The sequence below is a fragment of the Streptomyces johnsoniae genome, assembly GCF_031845565.1.
GTDB classification, from domain to species: domain Bacteria; phylum Actinomycetota; class Actinomycetes; order Streptomycetales; family Streptomycetaceae; genus Streptomyces; species Streptomyces johnsoniae.
In genome coordinates, this window is sequence record NZ_JAVREV010000011.1 from 124,871 (window position 1) to 144,613 (window position 19,743).

15 protein-coding genes are annotated in these 19,743 nt (G+C 71.9%); 3 read left to right on the forward strand and 12 right to left on the reverse strand.

Annotation, left to right across the window (positions count from 1 at the left end; all coding sequences use genetic code 11):
• The first annotated feature begins 45 nt into the window (after positions 1–45).
• Entirely contained in the window at positions 46–735 is a 690-nt protein-coding gene (gene pgl, locus RM779_RS20230; RefSeq protein WP_394813350.1) for a 6-phosphogluconolactonase, read from the forward strand.
• A gap of 36 nt (positions 736–771) precedes the next feature.
• Here the strand turns inward: pgl and pgi are convergent, their stop codons facing one another.
• The 12 genes from pgi to RM779_RS20290 form a co-directional block, all read right to left on the reverse strand.
• Positions 772–2,424, reverse strand: coding sequence for a glucose-6-phosphate isomerase (pgi, locus tag RM779_RS20235; protein WP_311619144.1), 1,653 nt, complete (start codon positions 2,422–2,424; stop codon positions 772–774).
• A 148-nt stretch (positions 2,425–2,572) separates the two neighbouring features.
• A complete protein-coding gene (locus tag RM779_RS20240) occupies positions 2,573–2,908 on the reverse strand; it encodes an RNA polymerase-binding protein RbpA (protein WP_077062098.1) in 336 nt (111 codons plus the stop codon).
• A 94-nt stretch (positions 2,909–3,002) separates the two neighbouring features.
• Positions 3,003–3,233 carry a preprotein translocase subunit SecG gene (gene secG, locus RM779_RS20245; protein WP_107485137.1) on the reverse strand — a complete coding sequence of 77 codons (231 nt, stop codon included), beginning with the start codon at positions 3,231–3,233 and terminating at the stop codon, positions 3,003–3,005.
• Positions 3,234–3,330: 97 nt separating this feature from the next.
• Positions 3,331–4,107, reverse strand: a complete 777-nt coding sequence (gene tpiA / locus RM779_RS20250) for a triose-phosphate isomerase (RefSeq protein ID WP_311619145.1) — start codon at positions 4,105–4,107, stop codon at positions 3,331–3,333.
• A 6-nt stretch (positions 4,108–4,113) separates the two neighbouring features.
• Complete coding sequence (locus tag RM779_RS20255) at positions 4,114–5,316, reverse strand: phosphoglycerate kinase (RefSeq protein WP_311619146.1); 1,203 nt, start codon at positions 5,314–5,316, stop codon at positions 4,114–4,116.
• Positions 5,317–5,407: 91 nt separating this feature from the next.
• Positions 5,408–6,412, reverse strand: coding sequence for a type I glyceraldehyde-3-phosphate dehydrogenase (gap, locus tag RM779_RS20260; RefSeq protein ID WP_311619147.1), 1,005 nt, complete (start codon positions 6,410–6,412; stop codon positions 5,408–5,410).
• Between the two features lie 167 nt (positions 6,413–6,579).
• Complete coding sequence (whiA, locus tag RM779_RS20265) at positions 6,580–7,557, reverse strand: DNA-binding protein WhiA (RefSeq protein WP_311619148.1); 978 nt, start codon at positions 7,555–7,557, stop codon at positions 6,580–6,582.
• Complete coding sequence (locus RM779_RS20270) at positions 7,548–8,621, reverse strand: gluconeogenesis factor YvcK family protein (protein ID WP_311619149.1); 1,074 nt, start codon at positions 8,619–8,621, stop codon at positions 7,548–7,550. Before RM779_RS20270 ends, whiA begins: the two co-directional genes overlap by 10 nt.
• Positions 8,622–9,545 (reverse strand): RNase adapter RapZ, encoded by a 924-nt coding sequence (rapZ, locus tag RM779_RS20275; protein WP_311619150.1) that lies wholly within the window; start codon positions 9,543–9,545, stop codon positions 8,622–8,624. It lies immediately after the preceding gene.
• A 58-nt stretch (positions 9,546–9,603) separates the two neighbouring features.
• Positions 9,604–11,574 (reverse strand): excinuclease ABC subunit UvrC, encoded by a 1,971-nt coding sequence (gene uvrC, locus RM779_RS20280; RefSeq protein WP_311619151.1) that lies wholly within the window; start codon positions 11,572–11,574, stop codon positions 9,604–9,606.
• 42 nt (positions 11,575–11,616) lie between these two features.
• Positions 11,617–12,273: an MBL fold metallo-hydrolase gene (locus tag RM779_RS20285; RefSeq protein WP_311619152.1), complete on the reverse strand. Its 657-nt coding sequence runs from the start codon at positions 12,271–12,273 to the stop codon at positions 11,617–11,619.
• Positions 12,274–12,286: 13 nt separating this feature from the next.
• Complete coding sequence (locus RM779_RS20290; RefSeq protein WP_311619153.1) at positions 12,287–12,994, reverse strand: maleylpyruvate isomerase family mycothiol-dependent enzyme; 708 nt, start codon at positions 12,992–12,994, stop codon at positions 12,287–12,289.
• A gap of 210 nt (positions 12,995–13,204) precedes the next feature.
• Between RM779_RS20290 and uvrA the strand changes: the two genes are divergently transcribed.
• Both uvrA and RM779_RS20300 read left to right on the forward strand, forming a co-directional pair.
• Complete coding sequence (gene uvrA, locus RM779_RS20295; RefSeq protein ID WP_311619154.1) at positions 13,205–16,129, forward strand: excinuclease ABC subunit UvrA; 2,925 nt, start codon at positions 13,205–13,207, stop codon at positions 16,127–16,129.
• A 155-nt stretch (positions 16,130–16,284) separates the two neighbouring features.
• On the forward strand, positions 16,285–19,728 hold the full coding sequence (locus tag RM779_RS20300; protein WP_311619155.1) for a phosphodiester glycosidase family protein: 3,444 nt from the start codon (positions 16,285–16,287) through the stop codon (positions 19,726–19,728).
• Positions 19,729–19,743: the final 15 nt, after the last annotated feature.

Sequence of the window (19,743 nt, forward strand, 5' to 3'; positions counted from 1 at the left end):
CCGCCCGCCGGCCCCTTCGTCGTCATCCACCGCGACAAGGAGCTGATGGCGCAGGCCACGGCGGCCCGGCTGATCACGGCCGTCGTGGACGCGCAGGCGGCGGGCGGCGCCGCCTCGGTGGTGCTGACCGGGGGCCGGAACGGGAACGGCCTGCTGGCCGCGCTCGCCGGCTCCCCGGCGCGGGACGCGGTGGACTGGGGGCGGCTCGACGTGTGGTGGGGCGACGAACGCTTCCTGCCGCATGGCCACCCCGACCGCAACGACACCCAGGCCAGGGCGGCGCTGCTCGACGCGGTGCCGCTCGACCCGGCCCGCGTGCACCCGATGCCCGCGTCCGACGGCCCCCACGGGGACGACCCGGATGCGGCGGCGGAGAGCTACGCAGCCGAACTGGCCGCCGCGGCAGGCCCGTTCGACGTTCTGCTGCTGGGTGTGGGCCCCGATACGCATATCGCGTCGCTGTTCCCCGGCCACCCGGCCGCCGAGGTCACCGACCGTACGGTGGTCGCGGTGCGCGAGGCGCCGAAGCCGCCGCCGACCCGCATCTCGCTCACCCTGCCGGTGATCAATTCGGCCGGTGAGGTGTGGCTGCTCGCCGCGGGCGAGGACAAGGCGCGGGCCGTGGCGACGGCGCTCGGAGGGGACGATGCCGCCCCGGCCGCGCGCGCCGCCGGCGCCCGCACCCTGTGGCTGCTCGACGAGGCCGCCGCGGCCGACCTGCCCGCGGCGGCCTGAGCCGCCGGGGCCCCGCGGGGCCCCGGCGGGCCGGGCTCACCGCCCGCGCAGCTCGCGGTATGTGGCCACCAGGGCCGCCGTGGAGGCGTCGAGTCCTGGCACCTCGGCGCCCTGCACGAGGGCGGGCTCCACGCGCTTGGCGAGGACCTTACCGAGCTCGACGCCCCACTGGTCGAAGGAGTCGATGTCCCACACCGCGCCCTGTACGAACACCTTGTGCTCGTACAGGGCGACCAGCTGGCCGAGGACGGAGGGCGTCAGCTCGCCCGCGAGCACGGTGGTGGTGGGCCGGTTCCCCGGGAACGTGCGGTGCGGCACCAGGTCCTCCGCGACGCCCTCGGCCCGCACCTCCTCCGCGGTCTTGCCGAAGGCGAGCGCCTGGCCCTGCGCGAACAGGTTGGCCATCAGCAGATCGTGCTGCGCCTTCAGGTCCTCGCTCAACTCGGCGACGGGCCTGGCGAATCCGATCAGATCCGCCGGGATGACCTTGGTGCCCTGATGCAGCAGCTGGTAGTAGGCGTGCTGCCCGTTGGTGCCCGGGGTGCCCCACACCACGGGCCCGGTCTGCCAGCCGACCGGCCGCCCCGCCCGGTCGACGTACTTGCCGTTGGACTCCATGTCCAGCTGCTGGAGGTAGGCGGTGAAGCGGGAGAGGTAGTGGCTGTAGGGCAGCACGGCGTGCGACTGCGCGTCGAAGAAGGCCCCGTACCAGACGCCGAGCAGCCCGAGCAGCAGCGGCACGTTCTCCTCGGCAGGGGCGGTCCTGAAGTGGTCGTCCACCAGCCGGAACCCGTCCAGCATCTCGCGGAACCGCTCGGGGCCGATCGCCACCATCAGCGACAGGCCGATCGCCGAGTCGTAGGAGTAACGGCCGCCGACCCAGTCCCAGAACTCGAACATGTTGGCGGTGTCGATACCGAACGCCGCCACCTTCTCCGCGTTCGTCGACACGGCGACAAAGTGCCGGGCGACGGCCGCGCTGTCGCCGCCGAGCCCGTCGAGCAGCCAGCGGCGGGCCGACGTGGCATTGGTGATCGTCTCGATGGTGGTGAACGTCTTGGAGGCGACGATGAACAGCGTCTCCGCCGGATCGAGGTCGCGCAGCGCCTCGTGCAGGTCGGCGCCGTCCACGTTGGAGACGAAACGGAAGCCCAGCCCGCGGTCCGTGTACGGCCGCAGCACCTCGTAGGCCATCGCGGGGCCCAGATCGGAGCCGCCGATCCCGATGTTGACGACCGTCCTGATGCGCCTGCCCGTGTGGCCGGTCCACTCCCCGGACCGCACCCGCCGCGCGAAGTCGGCCATCTTCCCGAGCACCTCGTGCACGGCGGGCACCACGTTCTCGCCGTCCACCTCGACCACCGCGTCCGACGGCGCCCGCAGCGCGGTGTGCAGGACGGCCCGCCCCTCGGTGACGTTGATCTTCTCGCCGCGGAACATCGCGTCCCGCAGCTCCGCCACGCCCGTGGCGGCGGCCAGCTCCCGCAGCAGCCGCAGGGTCTCGTCCGTCACCAACTGCTTGGAGTAGTCGAGGTGGAGGTCCCCGACGCGCAGGACGTACCGTCCGGCCCGCCCGGGGTCCCGCTCGAACAGCTCCCGCAGGTGCACCTCCCCCAGCTCCTCGCGGTGCTTGCCCAGCGCGCTCCACTCGGCCATCCGATCGAGCCTGACTCGGCCGGCTACGTTCATCTCGCCCTCAGCCATCCATCGCAACGACGTTCCCAGGTCGCCCCCACGCTAGTCGATCGGCGCGGGCACCGGTGGAGACGCCGGCGCACGAGAGCGGCCCGGGGCGCCTTTCGGTGCCCCGGGCCGGTACGGCGGTCGAGCCGCCCCGTCAGATCTCGCCGCGCAGCTTGGCCAGTGCCTCGGCGAGGATCGCCTCGCCGTCGGCGTCGCTGCGGCGCTCGCGGACGTACGCGAGATGCGTCTTATAGGGCTCGGTACGCGGGGGGTCCGGCGGGGCGTCGCGCTGTGTGCCTGCCGGGAAACCACAACGCGGGCAGTCCCAGGTTTCCGGGATCTGTGCGTCGCTGGCGAAGCTGGGCTGTGTCTCGTGCCCGTTCGCGCACCAGAAGGAGACCCTCAGCCGAGGGGCGGACTCGCCGCGTTCGGCTTCACCCATGGGCCCCGCCCCGACCCGGCTGCCCCGGATCGCGTTGCCACCTGCCACGGTCGTTACTCCTGCCTGACATCCTGCGAAGTCCTCAGTCTATGCAAGGCTCAACGCACGTCCAGTGCTAGGAGTTACTTGAGACAGGACTTCGCTAGGACTTCATCAGCAGACCGAGCACCACGACGATCGCAAACCACATCAGGGCCACGACCACGGTGATCCGGTCCAGGTTGCGCTCGGCGACCGACGAGCCGCCGACGGAGGACTGCATGCCGCCGCCGAACATGTCGGAGAGGCCGCCGCCCTTGCCCTTGTGCATCAGCACGAGCAGCCCCAGCAGGGCGCTGAACACGATCAGGGCGATCTGGAACGCCGTTTCCACGACTGGACCAACTCTCTCAGGGACGGATGGACGTATTACCGGGGGCCGACGCGGGGCCGACCCCCGGACAGGGTACCGCTAGCGCGGGAGATGGTCTCTACTGATCGCGGAAGCGGACGATCTTGACGAACTCGTCCGCGTCCAGTGAGGCACCGCCCACCAGGGCGCCGTCCACGTCCGGCTGGGCCATGATCGCCGCGACGTTCCCCGACTTCACCGAGCCGCCGTACTGGATGCGGACGCCCTCGGCCAGCACGCCGTCGTACAGCTCGGCCAGGCGGGCCCTGATGGCCGCGCAGACCTCCTGCGCGTCGTCCGGGGTGGCGACCTCTCCGGTGCCGATGGCCCACACCGGCTCGTAGGCGATGACCACGGTGGCGGCCTGGTCGGCGGGCACGTCCTTCAGCCCGCCGTCGAGCTGGGCCAGGGTGTGCGCGACGTGGGAGCCGGCCTTGCGCACCTCCAGCGGCTCACCGATGCACAGGATCGGGGTGAGCCCGTGCCGGTAGGCGGCCTTGACCTTGGCGTTGCAGATGTCTTCGTTCTCGCCGTGGTACTGACGGCGCTCGGAGTGCCCGACCACCGCGTAGGTGCAGTTGAGCTTGGCGAGCATCGGTCCCGAGATCTCGCCGGTGTACGCGCCCGAGTCCTGCGCGGAGATGTCCTGGGCACCGTACTTGATCTTCAGCTTGTCCCCGTCCACCAGTGTCTGCACCGAACGCAGATCGGTGAACGGCGGCAGCACGGCGACCTCGACCTCGTCGAAGTCCTTGTCCGAAAGGCCGAAGGCGAGCTTCTGGACGTGCGCGATGGCCTCAAGGTGGTTGAGGTTCATCTTCCAGTTGCCCGCCATCAGCGGAGTGCGCGAAGCCATCGTCCTTCAGTCCTCCAGTGCCGCAAGGCCGGGGAGCGTCTTGCCCTCAAGGTATTCGAGGCTGGCTCCGCCGCCGGTCGAGATATGGCCGAATGCCGACTCCTCGAAGCCGAGGGTGCGGACGGCCGCCGCCGAGTCACCGCCGCCGACGACGGTGAAGGCCGGGCTGTCCGCGAGCGCCCGGGCCACGGCCCTGGTCCCGCTCGCGAAGTCGGGGTGCTCGAAGACGCCCATCGGGCCGTTCCAGAAGACGGTCGCCGCGTCCGCCAGCTTGGCCGCGTACAGCGCGCCCGTCTCCGGGCCGATGTCCAGGCCCTGCCGGCCGGCCGGAATGGCGTCGGCGGACAGCACGGCCGGATCGGCCGGCGCCTTGGTTTTCAGGTCGGGGAACTCCTCGGCCGCCACCACGTCGACGGGGAGCACGAACTCCACGCCCAGCTCGGCGGCCCGGCGCAGGTACTCCCGCACGGCCGGCACCTGGTCCTCCTGGAGCAGGGAGTCGCCGACCTCGTGCCCCTGCGCCTTGAGGAACGTGTAGGCCATGCCGCCGCCGATGAGGATGCGGTCGGCCCTGGCGAGGAGATGGTCGATGACGCCGAGCTTGTCGGAGACCTTCGCGCCGCCGAGGACGACGGCATAGGGGCGGCTGACATTCTCGGTGAGCTGCTCCAGCACGCCGACCTCGGTGGCGATCAGGCCGCCCGCGGCGCGCGGGAGCCGGGCCGGGAGGTCGTAGACGGAGGCGTGCTTGCGGTGCACGGCGCCGAAGCCGTCGCCGACGTAGACCTCGGCGAGGCCCGCGAGGCGGTCGGCGAAGGCGCCGCGCTCGGCGTCGTCCTTGCTGGTCTCGCCCGCGTTGAAGCGCAGGTTCTCCAGCAGCGCGACCTCGCCGTCGGCGAGGCCCTCGACGGTGGCCCGGGCGCTCTCGCCCACGGTGTCGGCCGCGAACGCGACCGGGCGGCCGAGGAGTTCACCCAGGCGCTCGGCGACGGGCGCGAGCGAGTACTGCGGGTCGGGGGCGCCCTTGGGCCGCCCCAGGTGCGAGGCGACGACGACGCGGGCGCCGGCCGCCGCGAGCTTTTCGATGGTGGGCACGGCGGCCCGGATGCGGCCGTCGTCGGTGATGGTCCCGTCGGCGAGCGGAACGTTCAGGTCCGCACGGACGAAGACGCGCCGCCCGGCGACCTGGAGATCATCGATCGTCTTCATGCTTGTCTGGGCTCCTAGAGGCTGCTCTGCCATGGCACGAGGGCCCGCAGCGGGCGGTGAGGCGCGCTGCGAGCCCTGCGGACGCGACGGGTCAGAGCCGCTCGCCGACGTAAGAGGTCAGGTCGACGAGGCGGTTGGAGTAGCCCCACTCGTTGTCGTACCAGCCGACGATCTTGACCTGGTTGCCCTGCGCCATGGTGAGCGAGGAGTCGAAGGTGCAGGAGGCCGGCCAGTTGACGATGTCCGAGGAGACGATCTGGTCCTCGGTGTACTCCAGGATGCCCTTCAGGTCGCTGTCCGCGGCGCTGCGGAAGGCGGCGTTGACCTCGTCCCTGGTGGTCTCGCGGCTCAGCTCGACGACCAGGTCGGTGACCGAGCCGGTCGGGACGGGCACGCGCATCGCGATGCCGTCCAGCTTGCCCTTGAGCTGCGGGAGGACCAGGGCGGTGGCCTTGGCGGCACCGGTCGTGGTCGGGATGATGTTGAGCGCGGCGGCGCGGGCGCGGCGCAGGTCCTTGTGCGGGAAGTCCAGGATGCGCTGGTCGTTCGTGTACGCGTGGACCGTCGTCATCAGGCCCTTGACGATGCCGAAGCTCTCGTCGAGCACCTTGGCCATGGGCGCCACACAGTTGGTGGTGCACGAGGCGTTCGAGATGACGTGGTGCGCGCTCGCGTCGTACTGGTCCTGGTTCACGCCCATGACGACCGTCAGGTCCTCGTTCTTCGCGGGCGCGGAGATCAGGACCTTCTTGGCCCCGGCGGCCAGGTGCTTGGCGGCGTCGTCGCGCTTCGTGAAGATGCCGGTGGACTCGATGACGATGTCGGCGCCCAGCTCGCCCCACGGCAGCGCCGCCGGGTCGCGCTCGGCGAGCGTCTTGAAGGTCTGGTTGCCGACCGAGATGGTGTCCTCGGTGTGGGTGACCTCTTCCTTGAGGCGGCCGAGGATGCTGTCGTACTTGAGCAGGTGCACCAGGGTGGCATTGTCGGTCAGGTCGTTGACACCGACGATCTGGACGTCCGCCCCCTGTTCAAGGAGTGCGCGGAAGTAGTTGCGACCGATACGGCCAAAGCCGTTGATTCCTACGCGGATCGTCACGAACCGATCTCCTCGTTGGTACGCCGGTGAAACGAACACCGGCGATGCTGTATTGGGATGTCCCCGACCACTTCCGACCCTACCGCGCCCGGGTCCGGCCGGTGACATCGGCCAGGCGTGTTCGGGCCCGGAAACACGGGCCCGCGGGGCCCGCACGGGCGGCCGCGTCAGCCGACCATCTCCTCGGTGAGGCTCGACTCGGTACCCGGAATGCCCAGATCCTGCGCACGCTTGTCGGCCATGGCCAGCAGTCTCCTGATGCGGCCCGCCACCGCGTCCTTGGTCAGCGGCGGATCGGCCAGCGCGCCCAGCTCCTCGAGCGAGGCCTGCTTGTGCTCCATCCGCAGCCGGCCCGCCGCGGCGAGGTGCTCCGGCACTTCGTCGGCCAGAATCTCCAGCGCGCGCTGGACGCGCGCGCCCGCGGCCACGGCGGCGCGCGCGGAACGCCTGAGGTTGGCGTCGTCGAAATTGGCCAGGCGGTTGGCCGTGGCGCGCACCTCGCGCCGCATCCGCCGCTCCTCCCAGGCGAGCACGGACTCGTGCGCCCCCAGCCGGGTGAGCAGCGCGCCGATGGCGTCGCCGTCGCGCACGACGACGCGGTCCACGCTGCGCACCTCGCGGGCCTTGGCCCCGATCTGGAGGCGGCGGGCCGCGCCGACGAGCGCGAGAGCGGCCTCGGGCCCGGGGCAGGTGACTTCGAGCGAGGAGGAACGGCCCGGCTCCGTCAGCGAGCCGTGGGCGAGGAACGCGCCGCGCCAGGCGGCCTCCGCGTCGCAGGTGGCGCCGGAGACGACCTGCGGCGGCAGGCCGCGGATCGGGCGGCCCCTGCCGTCGACGAGACCTGTCTGCCGGGCCAGCTGATCACCGCCCGCGACCACGCGCACGACGTAGCGGCTGCCGCGGCGCAGCCCGCCCGGGGCCATCACTACCAGGTCGGAGGAGTGGCCGAAGATCTCCAGAATGTCCCGGCGCAGCCGCCGCGCGGCGATCCCCGTGTCCAGCTCCGCCTCGATCACGATGCGCCCGCTCACCAGGTGCAGGCCGCCCGCGAAACGCAGGATCGACGACACCTCCGACTTGCGGCAGCAGGTGCGGGTGACGGGAAGCCGGGAGATCTCGTCCTTCACCGCAGCCGTCATCGCCATGGGCCGATCCTTCCATGCATCCGAAAAATACGGTCGTACGCGGCGGCAAGCAGCTCCGGGTCGTGCCGGGAAGAGCCGCCCTGCGGGGAGGTGTCCCCTCGGGCGGCCACCGGCGCCAGCTCCACTTCGGCCCCCAGCCGCTCGGCGGCCCGGCACAGACTCTCCTGGTCCGGCACGGCGGCCCGGTCGGCCAGCACCACGTCAAAGGCGAGTTTAGGGGCGTGTTGTACCAAAACCTCCACATGACGCTGCGGGGAGAAGCCATCAGTTTCCCCGGGCTGGGGCGCCAGGTTGAGCGAGAGGACGCGGCGGGCCCTGGTCGCGACGAGGGCGTCGAGCAGCTCGGGAACGAGCAGGTGGGGGATGACGGAGGAAAACCAGGAGCCGGGGCCGAGCACCACCCAGTCCGCGTCGAGCACCGCCTCCACGGCCTCGGGGACGGCGGGCGGGTCGTGCGGAACGAGCACGACCTGCCGCACCTCCCCCGGGGTCAGGGCGACGGCGGCCTGCCCGCGGACGCGGCTCAGCTCGTCCGGGCGGTCCGGCCGGTGGCCGCGGACCAGGGCCTCAAGCTCCAGCGGCACCGCCGACATGGGCAGGACCCGGCCGTGCGCGCCCAGCAGTTTGCCGACGAGGTCGAGGGCGCGCACGTGGTCGCCCAGCTGCTCCCACAGGGCGACGATCAGCAGATTCCCCACGGCGTGGTCGTGCAGGGCGCCCTCGCTGGTGAAGCGGTGCTGCACGACCTCCGACCAGGTGCGGCCCCACTCGTCGTCGCCGCACAGGGCGGCCAGTGCCTTGCGCAGGTCCCCGGGGGGCAGCACGCCCAGCTCGTCGCGGAGCCGGCCGCTCGACCCGCCGTCGTCGGCGACGGTGACCACGGCCGTGAGGTCGCCGGTGATGCGGCGCAGCGCGGTCAGCGAGGCGGACAGGCCCATGCCGCCGCCCAGGGCGACGACCTTCGGCTGGGCGCCGCGGCGCCCGCCGCGCAGCGGCCGGACGGTGCCGCGGCTCCGCGGCTGGCCCTCGGCTGCCCGGCGGTGCCGGAGACCCTTGCGCGGCATCTACTCGCGCCCCATGTCCCGGTGGACGACGACCGTTTCGACTCCCTCCGCGGCCAGCCGGCGGGCCAGCCGCTCGGACATGGCGACACTGCGGTGCTTGCCGCCGGTACAGCCCACCGCGATCGTCACGTAGCGCTTGCCCTCGCGCCGGTACCCGCCCGCGATCAGCTGGAGGAGCTCGGCGTAGCGGTCGAGGAACTCCTTGGCGCCCGGCTGGTTGAACACGTAGCCCGCGACCTCCTCGCTGGTGCCGGTGTAGGGGCGCAGCTCGGGCACCCAGTGCGGATTGGGCAGGAACCGGCAGTCGACGACGTGGTCGGCGTCGACCGGCAGGCCGTACTTGTAGCCGAACGACATCACCGTGGCGCGCAGCTCGGGCTCGTCCCCGCCCGCGAACTGGGCGTCCATCTTGGCGCGCAGCTCGTGCACGTTGAGATTGGAGGTGTCGATCACCAGGTCGGCGTCGCCGCGCAGCTCGCGCAGCAGGTCACGTTCCGCGGCGATGCCGTCGACGATACGGCCGTCGCCCTGGAGGGGGTGCGGCCTGCGCACGGACTCGAAGCGCTGGACGAGCGCATTGTCCGACGCCTCAAGGAAGACGATGCGCCGGGTGACGCCCTTGGCGTCCAGGTCGGTCAGCGACTCGCGCAGACTGTCGAAGAAGCTCCGGCCGCGGACGTCGACGACGACGGCGATACGGGCCACGTTGCCCTGGGAGCGGGCGCCGAGGTCGACCATGGTCGGGATCAGGGCGGGCGGCAGATTGTCCACGACGAACCAGCCCAGATCCTCCAGGCACTTGGCCGCGGTGCTGCGCCCCGCGCCGGACATGCCCGAGATGATCACCAGCTCCGGGGTGGTCAGGGCCTCGTCACCGCCGGCCGGCGCGGCCGGCTGGTCTTCGCCTCTGGTCTGTTCGCTCATCATGCAGGTCCCCCGCGTGTTCTCTCTCGTGCGTGAAGTGGGTGGGCTCGCTCCCCGCTCAGTCCTCCAGGATCTCGCCGGTCGCGGTGTTGACCGCGGGTGCGGACCGGGCTCCCGCGAGGGCCGCGACGACCGTCTCCGCGGTCCTGCGGCCCACTCCCGGAACCTCGCAGATCTCCTCGACCGTGGCGGTGCGGAGCCGCTTGACCGAGCCGAAGTGCTTGAGCAGGGCCTTCTTGCGGGTCTCCCCGAGGCCGGGGACGGCGTCGAGGGGACCCCTTCTTATCGATTGTGACCGCTTGCCCCGCTGATAGCGGATCGCGAAGCGGTGCGCCTCGTCGCGGACCCGTTGCAGCAGGTAGAGGCCCTCGCTTGACCGGGGCAGGATCACCGGATCGTCCTCACCCGGCAGCCAGACCTCCTCCAGGCGCTTGGCCAGTCCGCACACGGCGACGTCGTCGATGCCCAGCTCGTCCATCGCCCTGCGGGCGGCGGCCACCTGGGGCTGCCCGCCGTCCACCACCACCAGCTGCGGCGGATAGGCGAAGCGCCGGGGACGGCCGTCCTCCGTCCTCGGAGACGTCGGAGTGTCCTCCTCCGGTTCCTCCACGGCCCACTCCCCCGTCTTCTCCCGCTCCCTGAGGTAACGGCGGAAACGGCGGGAGACGACCTCGTGCATGGCGCGGATGTCGTCCTGGCCGCTGAAGCCCTTGATCTGGAAGCGCCGGTACTCACTCTTCCTGGCGAGCCCGTCCTCGAAGACGACCATGGACGCCACCACGTCCTCGCCCTGGAGGTGGGAGACGTCGAAGCACTCGATGCGCAGCGGGGCGGAGTCGAGGGCCAGGGCCTCGGTGATCTCCTCCAGGGCCCTGGACCTGGTGGTCAGGTCGGAGGCGCGCTTCGTCTTGTGCAGGGCCAGCGCCTGCTGGGCGTTGCGCTGGACGGTGACCATCAGGTCCCGCTTGTCGCCGCGCTGCGGAACGCGCAGGCTGACCCGGGCGCCGCGGCGCTCGCCGAGCCACTCGGCCAGGGGCTCGGGCGGCTCCGGCAGGGCGGGGACCAGCACCTCCCTGGGCACGCTCTCGCCGCGCTCCTCGCCGTAGAGCTGCTGGAGCGCGCTCTCCACGAGGTCCGCGGTGGTGACGTGCTCCACGCGGTCGGTGACCCAGCCGCGCTGGCCGCGGACCCGGCCGCCGCGGACGTGGAAGATCTGCACGGCCGCCTCCAGCTCGTCCTCGGCCAGGGCGATCAGATCGGCGTCGGTGGCGTCGGCGAGCACCACCGCGTTCTTCTCCAGGGCGCGCCGCAGGGCCTCGATGTCGTCGCGCAGCCGCCCGGCCCGCTCGTACTCCATGGCCTCGGACGCCTCGCGCATCTGCTGCTCCAGGCGCCGCAGGTACGCGCCGGTGCGGCCGGCCATGAAGTCGCAGAACTCCTCGGCCAGCGCGCGGTGCTCCTCGGCGGTGACGCGGCCGGTGCAGGGGGCCGAGCACTTGTCGATGTAACCGAGCAGGCAGGGCCTGCCGACGTCCCGCGCCCGCTTGAACACCCCGGCGGAGCAGGTGCGGACGGGAAAGACGCGCAGCAGCAGGTCGACGGTCTCGCGGATGGCCCAGGCGTGGGCGTAGGGGCCGAAGTAGCGCACGCCCTTGCGCTTGGGGCCGCGCATGACCTGCGCCCTGGGGAACTCCTCGTTCATCGTCACGGCGAGCGACGGATAGCTCTTGTCGTCGCGGTATTTGACGTTGAATCGGGGGTCGTACTCCTTGATCCAGGAGTACTCCAGCTGGAGGGCCTCCACCTCCGTGGAGACCACGGTCCATTCCACGGAGGCGGCGGTGGTGACCATGCTCGCCGTCCTCGGGTGCAGCCCCGTCAGGTCCTGGAAGTAGGAGGACAGGCGCTGCCGCAGGCTTTTCGCCTTCCCGACGTAGATCACCCGGCGGTGATCGTCGCGGAAGCGGTAGACCCCGGGCGAGTCGGGAATCTCGCCCGGCCTGGGGCGGTAGGTGGAGGGGTCGGCCATGAACGCAACCCTACTGCCGCCCACTGACGGCGAGTGACGGTGTCACCAGCCGCGTTGGCGCCACTCCCCGAGGTGCGGGCGCTCGGCGCCCAGGGTGGTGTCGGCGCCGTGGCCGGGGTAGACCCAGGTCTCGTCCGGGAGCCGGGCGAAGAGCTTGGTCTCCACGTCGTGCAGCAGCCGGTTGAACGCGCGTGCGTCACCGCGGGTGTTCCCGACGCCGCCGGGGAACAGGCAGTCCCCGGTGAAGACGTGGGGGTGGCCCTCGGGATCGTCGTAGATCAGTGCGACGGAACCCGGGGTGTGGCCGACGAGGTGCCGCGCGGTGAGGCGGCAGGTGCCCACGGCGATCTCGCCGCCGTCCTCGACCGGGTGGTCGGTGGGCACGGGAATGCCCGGGGCGTCGTGCCGCCCGGCGTAGGTGCGCGCACCGGTGGCGCGCACGATCTCGTCGAGCGCCTGCCAGTGGTCGGCGTGCCGGTGGGTGGTGACGACGGAGGCGATGCCGTCACCACCGATCAGGCGCAGGAGGGTGCCCGGCTCGTCCGCCGCGTCGATGAGCAGCTGCTCGCCGGTGTCGCGGCAGCGCAGCAGATAGGCATTGTTCTCCATGGGGCCGACCGCGACCTTGGAGATGATCAGCTTGGCCAGCTCATGCGCGTCGGCCGGGCCGCCGACCGTGACGTTGCCGGTGTAGGACATGGCCGCCAGTGTGTCAGAGCGGCGGCGGCGCGGGCAGGGAACCGGCGGTGGTGAGGCCGCTGCCGGACGTGCGCCCGGTCAGCCAGCCGACCAGGGAGGCGGGGGTGCCGACGACGACCTGCCGCTCACCGTTCCCGTCGTTCTCGCCGCTCTCCCCGCCGGTGCGCCAGTGGCGGCCGTCCTCGGCGCGCAGTTCCAGCGGCGGCAGTGCCGGGTGGCCGGCGAAGCGCCGGGCGAGGCTCTCCAGGGAGCGGTCGAGGAAGGCGCCTGGCAGGTCGGCGACGGTGCGGCCGATCCCCAGGTCGATGTGGTGCAGCTCGATCTCGGTCAGGCGGCGGAAAGGGATGTTGTCGAGCGAGTCGGTGACGCCGTTGCGCAGGGTCACCGTGACCTGCCAGTCTGTGCCGGTCAACTGTGCGGCCGTCCGGGCCAGGCGGGCGGCGCTGTCGCGCACGTCCGCGCGGTGGACGGCGGCCGGCCGGTTGGCGTCGCGCTCGATGTCCCCGTTCCTGGCCGCTTCGCTCGCGTACATCGGGCGCCTGTGCAGCACGTTGTCCAGGGCGTCGGCGTTGCGGGCGAGGTGGGCCAGGACGTGGCCGCGCGTCCAGCCGGGCAGGTGCGAGGGCGCCGCGACGTCGCCGTCGCCCAGGGCTTCGATAGCGGCGAGGAAGTGGTCCGTGGCGTCCTGGAGGGTGGCGAGATCCGCTGCGGGTCCGGTCATGATCGCCACGCTAGCCGGATCACTCGGTCGAGGGAAAGTAGAGGGGGTGCGGCACGAGAATGCCGAGAATCGAACGCTCGTGCTATAGGGTGCGGAGCGGTAGGGGCCCCGGCATCCGGGGGACATTTGTCCGATGCCGCCCATACTCTTGGACGGGGGTTCCCCACATCCGGCGGTCCCCTTGATCACACAAGAAAGGTGCCATCCGGCGTGGCCGACCGACTCATCGTTCGTGGCGCTCGCGAGCACAATCTGCGGAATGTCTCGCTCGACCTCCCGCGCGACTCGCTCATCGTCTTCACCGGGCTGTCGGGATCGGGGAAGTCCTCGCTCGCCTTCGACACGATCTTCGCCGAGGGCCAGCGCCGTTACGTGGAGTCGCTGTCCGCGTACGCTCGGCAGTTCCTCGGGCAGATGGACAAGCCCGATGTGGACTTCATCGAAGGGCTGTCACCCGCGGTCTCGATCGATCAGAAGTCGACCTCGCGCAATCCGCGCTCGACGGTCGGCACGATCACGGAGGTCTACGACTACCTGCGGCTGCTGTTCGCCCGCATCGGCAAGCCGCACTGTCCCGAGTGCCGCCGCCCCATCGCGCGGCAGTCGCCGCAGGCGATCGTGGACAAGGTGCTCGGCCTTGAGGAGGGCAGCCGCTTCCAGGTGCTGTCGCCGCTGGTGCGCGAGCGCAAGGGCGAGTTCGTCGACCTCTTCTCCGACCTCCAGACCAAGGGCTACAGCCGTGCCCGCGTGGACGGCGCGACGGTGCAGCTGACCGACCCGCCCAAGCTGAAGAAGCAGGAGAAGCACACCATCGAGGTGGTGGTGGACCGCCTGACCGTCAAGAGCAGCGCCAAGCGCCGCCTGACGGACTCGGTGGAGACGGCTCTCGGGCTCTCGGGCGGCATGGTGGTGCTCGACTTCGTCGACCTGCCCGAGGACGATCCGCAGCGCGAGCGGATGTTCTCCGAGCACCTGTACTGCCCCTACGACGACCTGTCGTTCGAGGAGCTGGAGCCGCGGTCCTTCTCGTTCAACTCGCCCTTCGGCGCCTGCCCGGAGTGCACCGGCATCGGCACCCGTATGGAGGTCGACCCGGAGCTGATCATCCCCGACCCGGAGAAGACCCTGGAGGAGGGCGCGATCCACCCGTGGTCCCACGGCCACACCAGGGGCTACTTCAATCTGCTGATGGGCGCGCTCGGCGACGCGCTGAGCTTCAGGACCGACGTCCCCTGGCAGGGCCTGCCGCAGCGGGCGAAGAAGGCGCTGCTGCACGGGCACAAGACCAAGATCGAGGTCCGCTACGAAAACCGGCACGGGCAGGAGCGCGCCTACACCACGGCGTTCGAGGGCGTCCTGCCGTTCATCAGGCGCCGGCACGCCGAGGCCGAGAGCGACTCGAGCCGCGAGCGCTTCGAGGGCTACATGCGCGAGGCACCCTGCCCGGCCTGCCACGGCACCCGCCTCAAGCCGCTGATCCTGGCCGTCACCGTGCAGGACCGGTCGATCGCCGATGTCGCGGGCATGTCGATCAGCGAGTGCGCCGACTTCCTGCGCGAGATGAAGCTGAGCGCCCGCGAGAAGACCATCGCCGAGCGCGTGCTCAAGGAGGTCAACGAGCGGCTGCGGTTCCTCGTCGACGTCGGCCTGGACTACCTCTCGCTCGACCGGGCGGCCGGCACCCTCTCCGGCGGCGAGGCGCAGCGCATCCGGCTCGCCACGCAGATCGGCTCCGGTCTGGTCGGCGTGCTGTACGTGCTCGACGAGCCGTCGATCGGCCTGCACCAGCGGGACAACCACCGGTTGATCGAGACCCTGGTCCGGCTCCGCGACCTGGGGAACACGCTGATCGTCGTCGAGCACGACGAGGACACCATCCGCACCTCCGACTGGGTGGTCGACATCGGCCCCGGCGCGGGCGAGCACGGCGGCAAGGTCGTGCACAGCGGGCCGCTGGCCGAGATGCTGGCCAACGAGGACTCGGTGACCGGGCAGTACCTGTCCGGCGCACGGTCGATCCCGACGCCCGTGGAGCGGCGGCCGGTCGACCCGGAGCGGCGGCTGACGGTGCACGGCGCGCGCGAGCACAATCTGCGCGGCGTGGACGTCGCCTTCCCCATCGGCGTGCTGACGGCCGTCACCGGTGTGTCAGGCTCCGGCAAGTCGACGCTGGTCAACGACATCCTCTACACGCATCTGGCCCGCGAGCTGAACGGCGCGAAGGCCGTGCCGGGACGGCACACCCGCGTCACAGGCGACGATCTGGTGGACAAGGTGGTGCACGTCGACCAGTCGCCGATCGGCCGCACCCCGCGGTCCAACCCGGCCACGTACACCGGGGTCTTCGACCACGTCCGCAAGCTGTTCGCCGAGACGGTGGAGGCCAAGGTCCGCGGCTACCTGCCGGGCCGCTTCTCGTTCAACGTCAAGGGCGGCCGCTGCGAAAACTGCTCGGGCGACGGCACCATCAAGATCGAGATGAACTTTCTGCCCGACGTGTACGTACCCTGCGAGGTCTGCCACGGCGCCCGGTACAACCGGGAGACGCTGGACGTGCACTTCAAGGGCAAGTCGATCGCCGAAGTGCTGGACATGCCCATCGAGGAGGCGCTGGACTTCTTCGAGGCCGTGCCCGCCATCGCGCGCCACCTGCGCACGCTCAACGACGTGGGTCTGGGCTACGTACGTCTCGGGCAGCCGGCGCCGACGCTCTCCGGCGGCGAGGCGCAGCGCGTCAAGCTGGCCGCCGAGCTCCAGCGGCGCTCCACCGGCAGCACGGTGTACGTGCTGGACGAGCCCACCACCGGGCTGCACTTCGAGGACATCCGCAAGCTGATCGCGGTCCTCTCCAATCTGGTCGACAAGGGCAACACGGTGATCGTGATTGAGCACAACCTCGACGTGATCAAGACAGCCGACTGGGTGGTCGACATGGGTCCCGAGGGCGGCAGCGGCGGTGGCCTCGTCATCGCCGAGGGCACCCCGGAGCAGGTGGCCTCCGTTCCGGCCAGCCACACCGGGAAGTTCCTGCGGGATCTGCTGGGCGATTCCATCAGCGACGCCCCTGATCTGCGCCCCGAGCGCACGCGGAAACCGCGGACCGCGCGGCGTTCGCAGACATCACGCGGGAGCTGAGCCGGGACAGTTGTTTCCCGGAAGTTCCCGACGACCCCCTGGTGGGAAGGGGGCTCCCTTGGAACGCTGACCGCCGGCTGCGCGCAACGCGCAGTCAGGGCAAGCGTTTCTAGGGAGTTCCTGTGTCAGGAATCGCTGCGCGCAGAAGACTTTGCGTGCGTTCGCTGATCGCGGTGGGGGCCGCGTCGGCTCTGACCATCGGTCTCGCGCCGCCGGGAGCGGCCCCGGCCGCCGCCGCACCGGCCACCGCACCGGCGGCGGCCGTGTCGGCGGGCCCGGCGGGAGTGGTCGACGGCGACGGCATCGAGCTGTCGCGCACCGAGCAACCGGTCGCCCCGGGCGCCGAGCTGAGCACGTTTCACCGCCTCGAATCGGACAAGTGGCTGAGCGCCCAGGCGCTCAGCATCGACCTCACCAGCGACCTGCGCGTCGACTACCTCGCACCGGAGAACGTCGCGGACGCCGCACCCGTCAGCGAGCTGGCCGCGGCGCACGACCCCGGCGAGGGCCGCACCACCGTCGCCGCCATCAACGGCGACTTCTTCGACATCAACGCCACCCAGGCCCCGCTGGGCACCGGCATCTCAGCAGGCCGGCTCACGCACTCCGCGAGTCCCGGCACCGGAACGGGCGTCACCGAGGCCGTCGGCATCGGCCCGGAGAGCGCCGGCCGCATCCTGGAGCTGTACTTCGACGGAACGGCCGTTCTGCCTGGCGGCCGCACCCCGCTGGCCACCTACAACGCCGCGGACGTCCCCACCGACGGCATCGGCCTCTACACCCCGCAGTGGGGCGAGGCCGACCGCGCCCAGGCCGTGGCCGACGCCGCCGACGTGACCGAAGTCCTCGTCGAGGACGGGCTGGTGGCCTCCGTGTCCGACAAGGCGGGCGGCGGGCCGATACCCGACGACGCCTTCGTGCTCCTCGGCCGCGAAGCGGGCGCGGAGACGCTGGGCGCCCTGGCCGCGGGCGACGCCGTCGCCACCGAATACGCCCCGCGCACCGGCGACGGCGGGCCGCTGCCCACGACCGCGGTCGGCGGACGCGGGCTGCTCGTCGTCGACGGCGAGCCGCAGAACTGGGAGGGCAGGCCGAACAACGCGACCGCGCCGCGCACGGCCGTCGGCTTCTCCCGGGACGGGCAGGACATGCACATCCTGACGGTGGACGGCCGGCAGTCGCACTCCGGCGGGGTCACCCTCACGGAGCTGGCCGTGATGATGGCCGACCTCGGCGCGCACAACGCGCTCAACCTCGACGGCGGCGGCTCCAGCACCCTGCTCGCCCGGGACCCGGGAGCCTCGGAACCCGACCTGGTCAACAGCCCCTCCGACGGCGAGGAACGTCCCGTGCCCAACGGCCTCGCCATCACCGCGCCCGAGGGCAGCGGGACGGCAACGGGCTTCCGCGTCGGCACCGCCGCCGACCCCGCCGTCGCGCCGACCGGCGACACCGTGCCCGGCGGGCACCCGGACCGGGTCTTCCCCGGACTCACGCGGCAGCTGACCGCCATCGCACACGACGAGACGTACGGCCCCGCCGACTCCCCCGCGCCCCGCTGGCACTCGGCGCGCCCCCGTGTCGGCACGGTCGACCGGGACGGCGTCTTCCACGCGGGCCGCTCCGGCACCACCGAGGTCACCGCCTCCCGCCACCGCGCCGACGGCGCCACGGAACTGACCGTCGTCGGGGAACTTGACCGCATCGAGCCCACCGCCAGGCGCGTCGGGCTCGCCGACCCGGACGCCACCGGCACGTTCGGCATCCTGGGCCATGACGCCGCAGGCACCTCCGCCCCCATCGAGCCCGCCGACGTGGCGCTCACCTACGACACCTCGCTGTTCACCATCGAGCCCGACCCGGCGAGCGGCGGCTTCCGCGTCACCGCGGCCTCGGGCGCGCCCTCCGCGTCCGGCCTGGTCGAGGTCACGGTGGCCGGGACCAGCACCGTGCTGGCCGTCACCGTCGGCCTGGACGACACCGCCGTGGCCGACTTCGAGAACGCCGGGGACTGGACGTTCAGCCACGCCCGCGCCGAAGGCTCCCTCGCCCCCGAACCCGCCGGCCACGACGGCGGCGCGCTGCGCATGACGTACGACTTCGGCCTCAGCACCGCCACCAGGGCCGCCTACGCCACGCCGCCCGCCGACATCCCGGTCGCCGGGCAGCCCCAGAGCTTCACCCTGTGGATCGAGGGCGACGGCCGCGGCTCCTGGCCGTCCCTGCACCTGAAGGACGCCCACGGCACCGCGCAGGTGCTGCGCGGCGAGCACATCACCTGGGAGGGCTGGCGGCAGGTCACGTTCGACGTGCCGGAGGGCGTGGCCTACCCGCTGTCGGTGCACCGCTTCTACGTCGCCGAGACGCGGCCGGACCAGGCGTACGCCGACAGCATCGTCATCGACGACCTGCGGGCCCGGACGCCGCCCGCTGCCGAGCTGCCCCCGGCCGGGCGGCACGACGATCCGCTGATCGGCTCCGCCGCCGAGGCGGCCGGGCGGGACTGGCAGTTCGCCGTGGTGTCCGACGCCCAGTTCGTGGCGAGGGACCCGGACAGCGACATCGTCGCCGCGGCCCGCCGCACGCTGCGCGAGGCCAGGGCCGCCGACCCCGACTTCGTCGTGATCAACGGCGACTGGGTGGACGAAGGCACGCCCGCCGACCTGGACTTCGCCCGCGAGGTGATAGAGGACGAGCTCGGCGACGACCTGCCCTGGTACTACCTGCCCGGCAACCACGAGGTGATGGGCGGCTCCATCGACGCATTCGAGGCCGAGTTCGGCGAGAGCCCGATGACGTTCGACCACGAGGGCACCAGGTTCATCACGCTGGACACCTCGTCGCTGACCCTGCGCGGCGGCGGCTGGGACCAGATGCAGGAGCTGCGCGGGCAGCTCGACGACGCGGCGGGCGACCGTTCCGTCGGGTCGGTCGTGGTGATGGGCCACGTGCCGCCGCGCGACACCACGGCCCAGCCCGCGAGCCAGCTGACCGACCGGCTCGAAGCGGCGCTGCTGGAGGACTGGCTCACCGACTTCCGCCGGGAGACCGGCAAGGGCACCGCCTACTTCGGCGCGCACGTCGGGATCTTCGACTCCTACCACCTGTCCGGCGTGCCCTGGTTCATCGGTGGGAACGCCGGGAAGGCACCGTCCGCGCCCGCCGCCGAGGGCGGCTTCTCCGGCTGGGCACTGGTCGGCGTCGACGAGGTGTCCCGCGGCGAGCAGGCCAGGGCCAGGCAGCGGCCCCACGAGGTGCTGCCCGACTGGCTGTCGGTGCAGACCAGGCCGCACGTGGACGGGCTGGAGCTGACCGCCCCGGACGCCCTGGGCGCGGGCGAGACGGCCGCCGCGGAGGCCGTCCTCACGCAGAACACGCGGGGCACCGCCCGCGAGGTGCCCGTCGCCTCCCCGGTGAGCGCCGACTGGACGGGCTCCCGACGGCTGCACATCGGCGACCCCGACGACGCGGGCCGCCGCGACATCGCCGCGTACGACCCGGCGACCGGGGAGCTCACCGGGCTGCGCCCCGGAACGGTCACCCTCGGCGTCGAGGTCAGCGGCGAGGAACGGTCGGCCCGGGTGCGCGTCACCCGCTGACCGCCCGGCCCCCGG

Coding starts and splice junctions, on each gene's coding strand:
- pgl (WP_394813350.1), top strand. CDS start 46: ATGGCGCAGGCCACGGCGGCCCGGCTGATCACGGCCGTCGTGGACGCG.
- pgi (WP_311619144.1), bottom strand. CDS start 2,424: ATGAACGTAGCCGGCCGAGTCAGGCTCGATCGGATGGCCGAGTGGAGC.
- tpiA (WP_311619145.1), bottom strand. CDS start 4,107: ATGGCTTCGCGCACTCCGCTGATGGCGGGCAACTGGAAGATGAACCTC.
- RM779_RS20255 (WP_311619146.1), bottom strand. CDS start 5,316: ATGAAGACGATCGATGATCTCCAGGTCGCCGGGCGGCGCGTCTTCGTC.
- whiA (WP_311619148.1), bottom strand. CDS start 7,557: ATGGCGATGACGGCTGCGGTGAAGGACGAGATCTCCCGGCTTCCCGTC.
- RM779_RS20270 (WP_311619149.1), bottom strand. CDS start 8,621: ATGCCGCGCAAGGGTCTCCGGCACCGCCGGGCAGCCGAGGGCCAGCCG.
- rapZ (WP_311619150.1), bottom strand. CDS start 9,545: ATGAGCGAACAGACCAGAGGCGAAGACCAGCCGGCCGCGCCGGCCGGC.
- uvrC (WP_311619151.1), bottom strand. CDS start 11,574: ATGGCCGACCCCTCCACCTACCGCCCCAGGCCGGGCGAGATTCCCGAC.
- RM779_RS20285 (WP_311619152.1), bottom strand. CDS start 12,273: ATGTCCTACACCGGCAACGTCACGGTCGGCGGCCCGGCCGACGCGCAT.
- RM779_RS20290 (WP_311619153.1), bottom strand. CDS start 12,994: ATGACCGGACCCGCAGCGGATCTCGCCACCCTCCAGGACGCCACGGAC.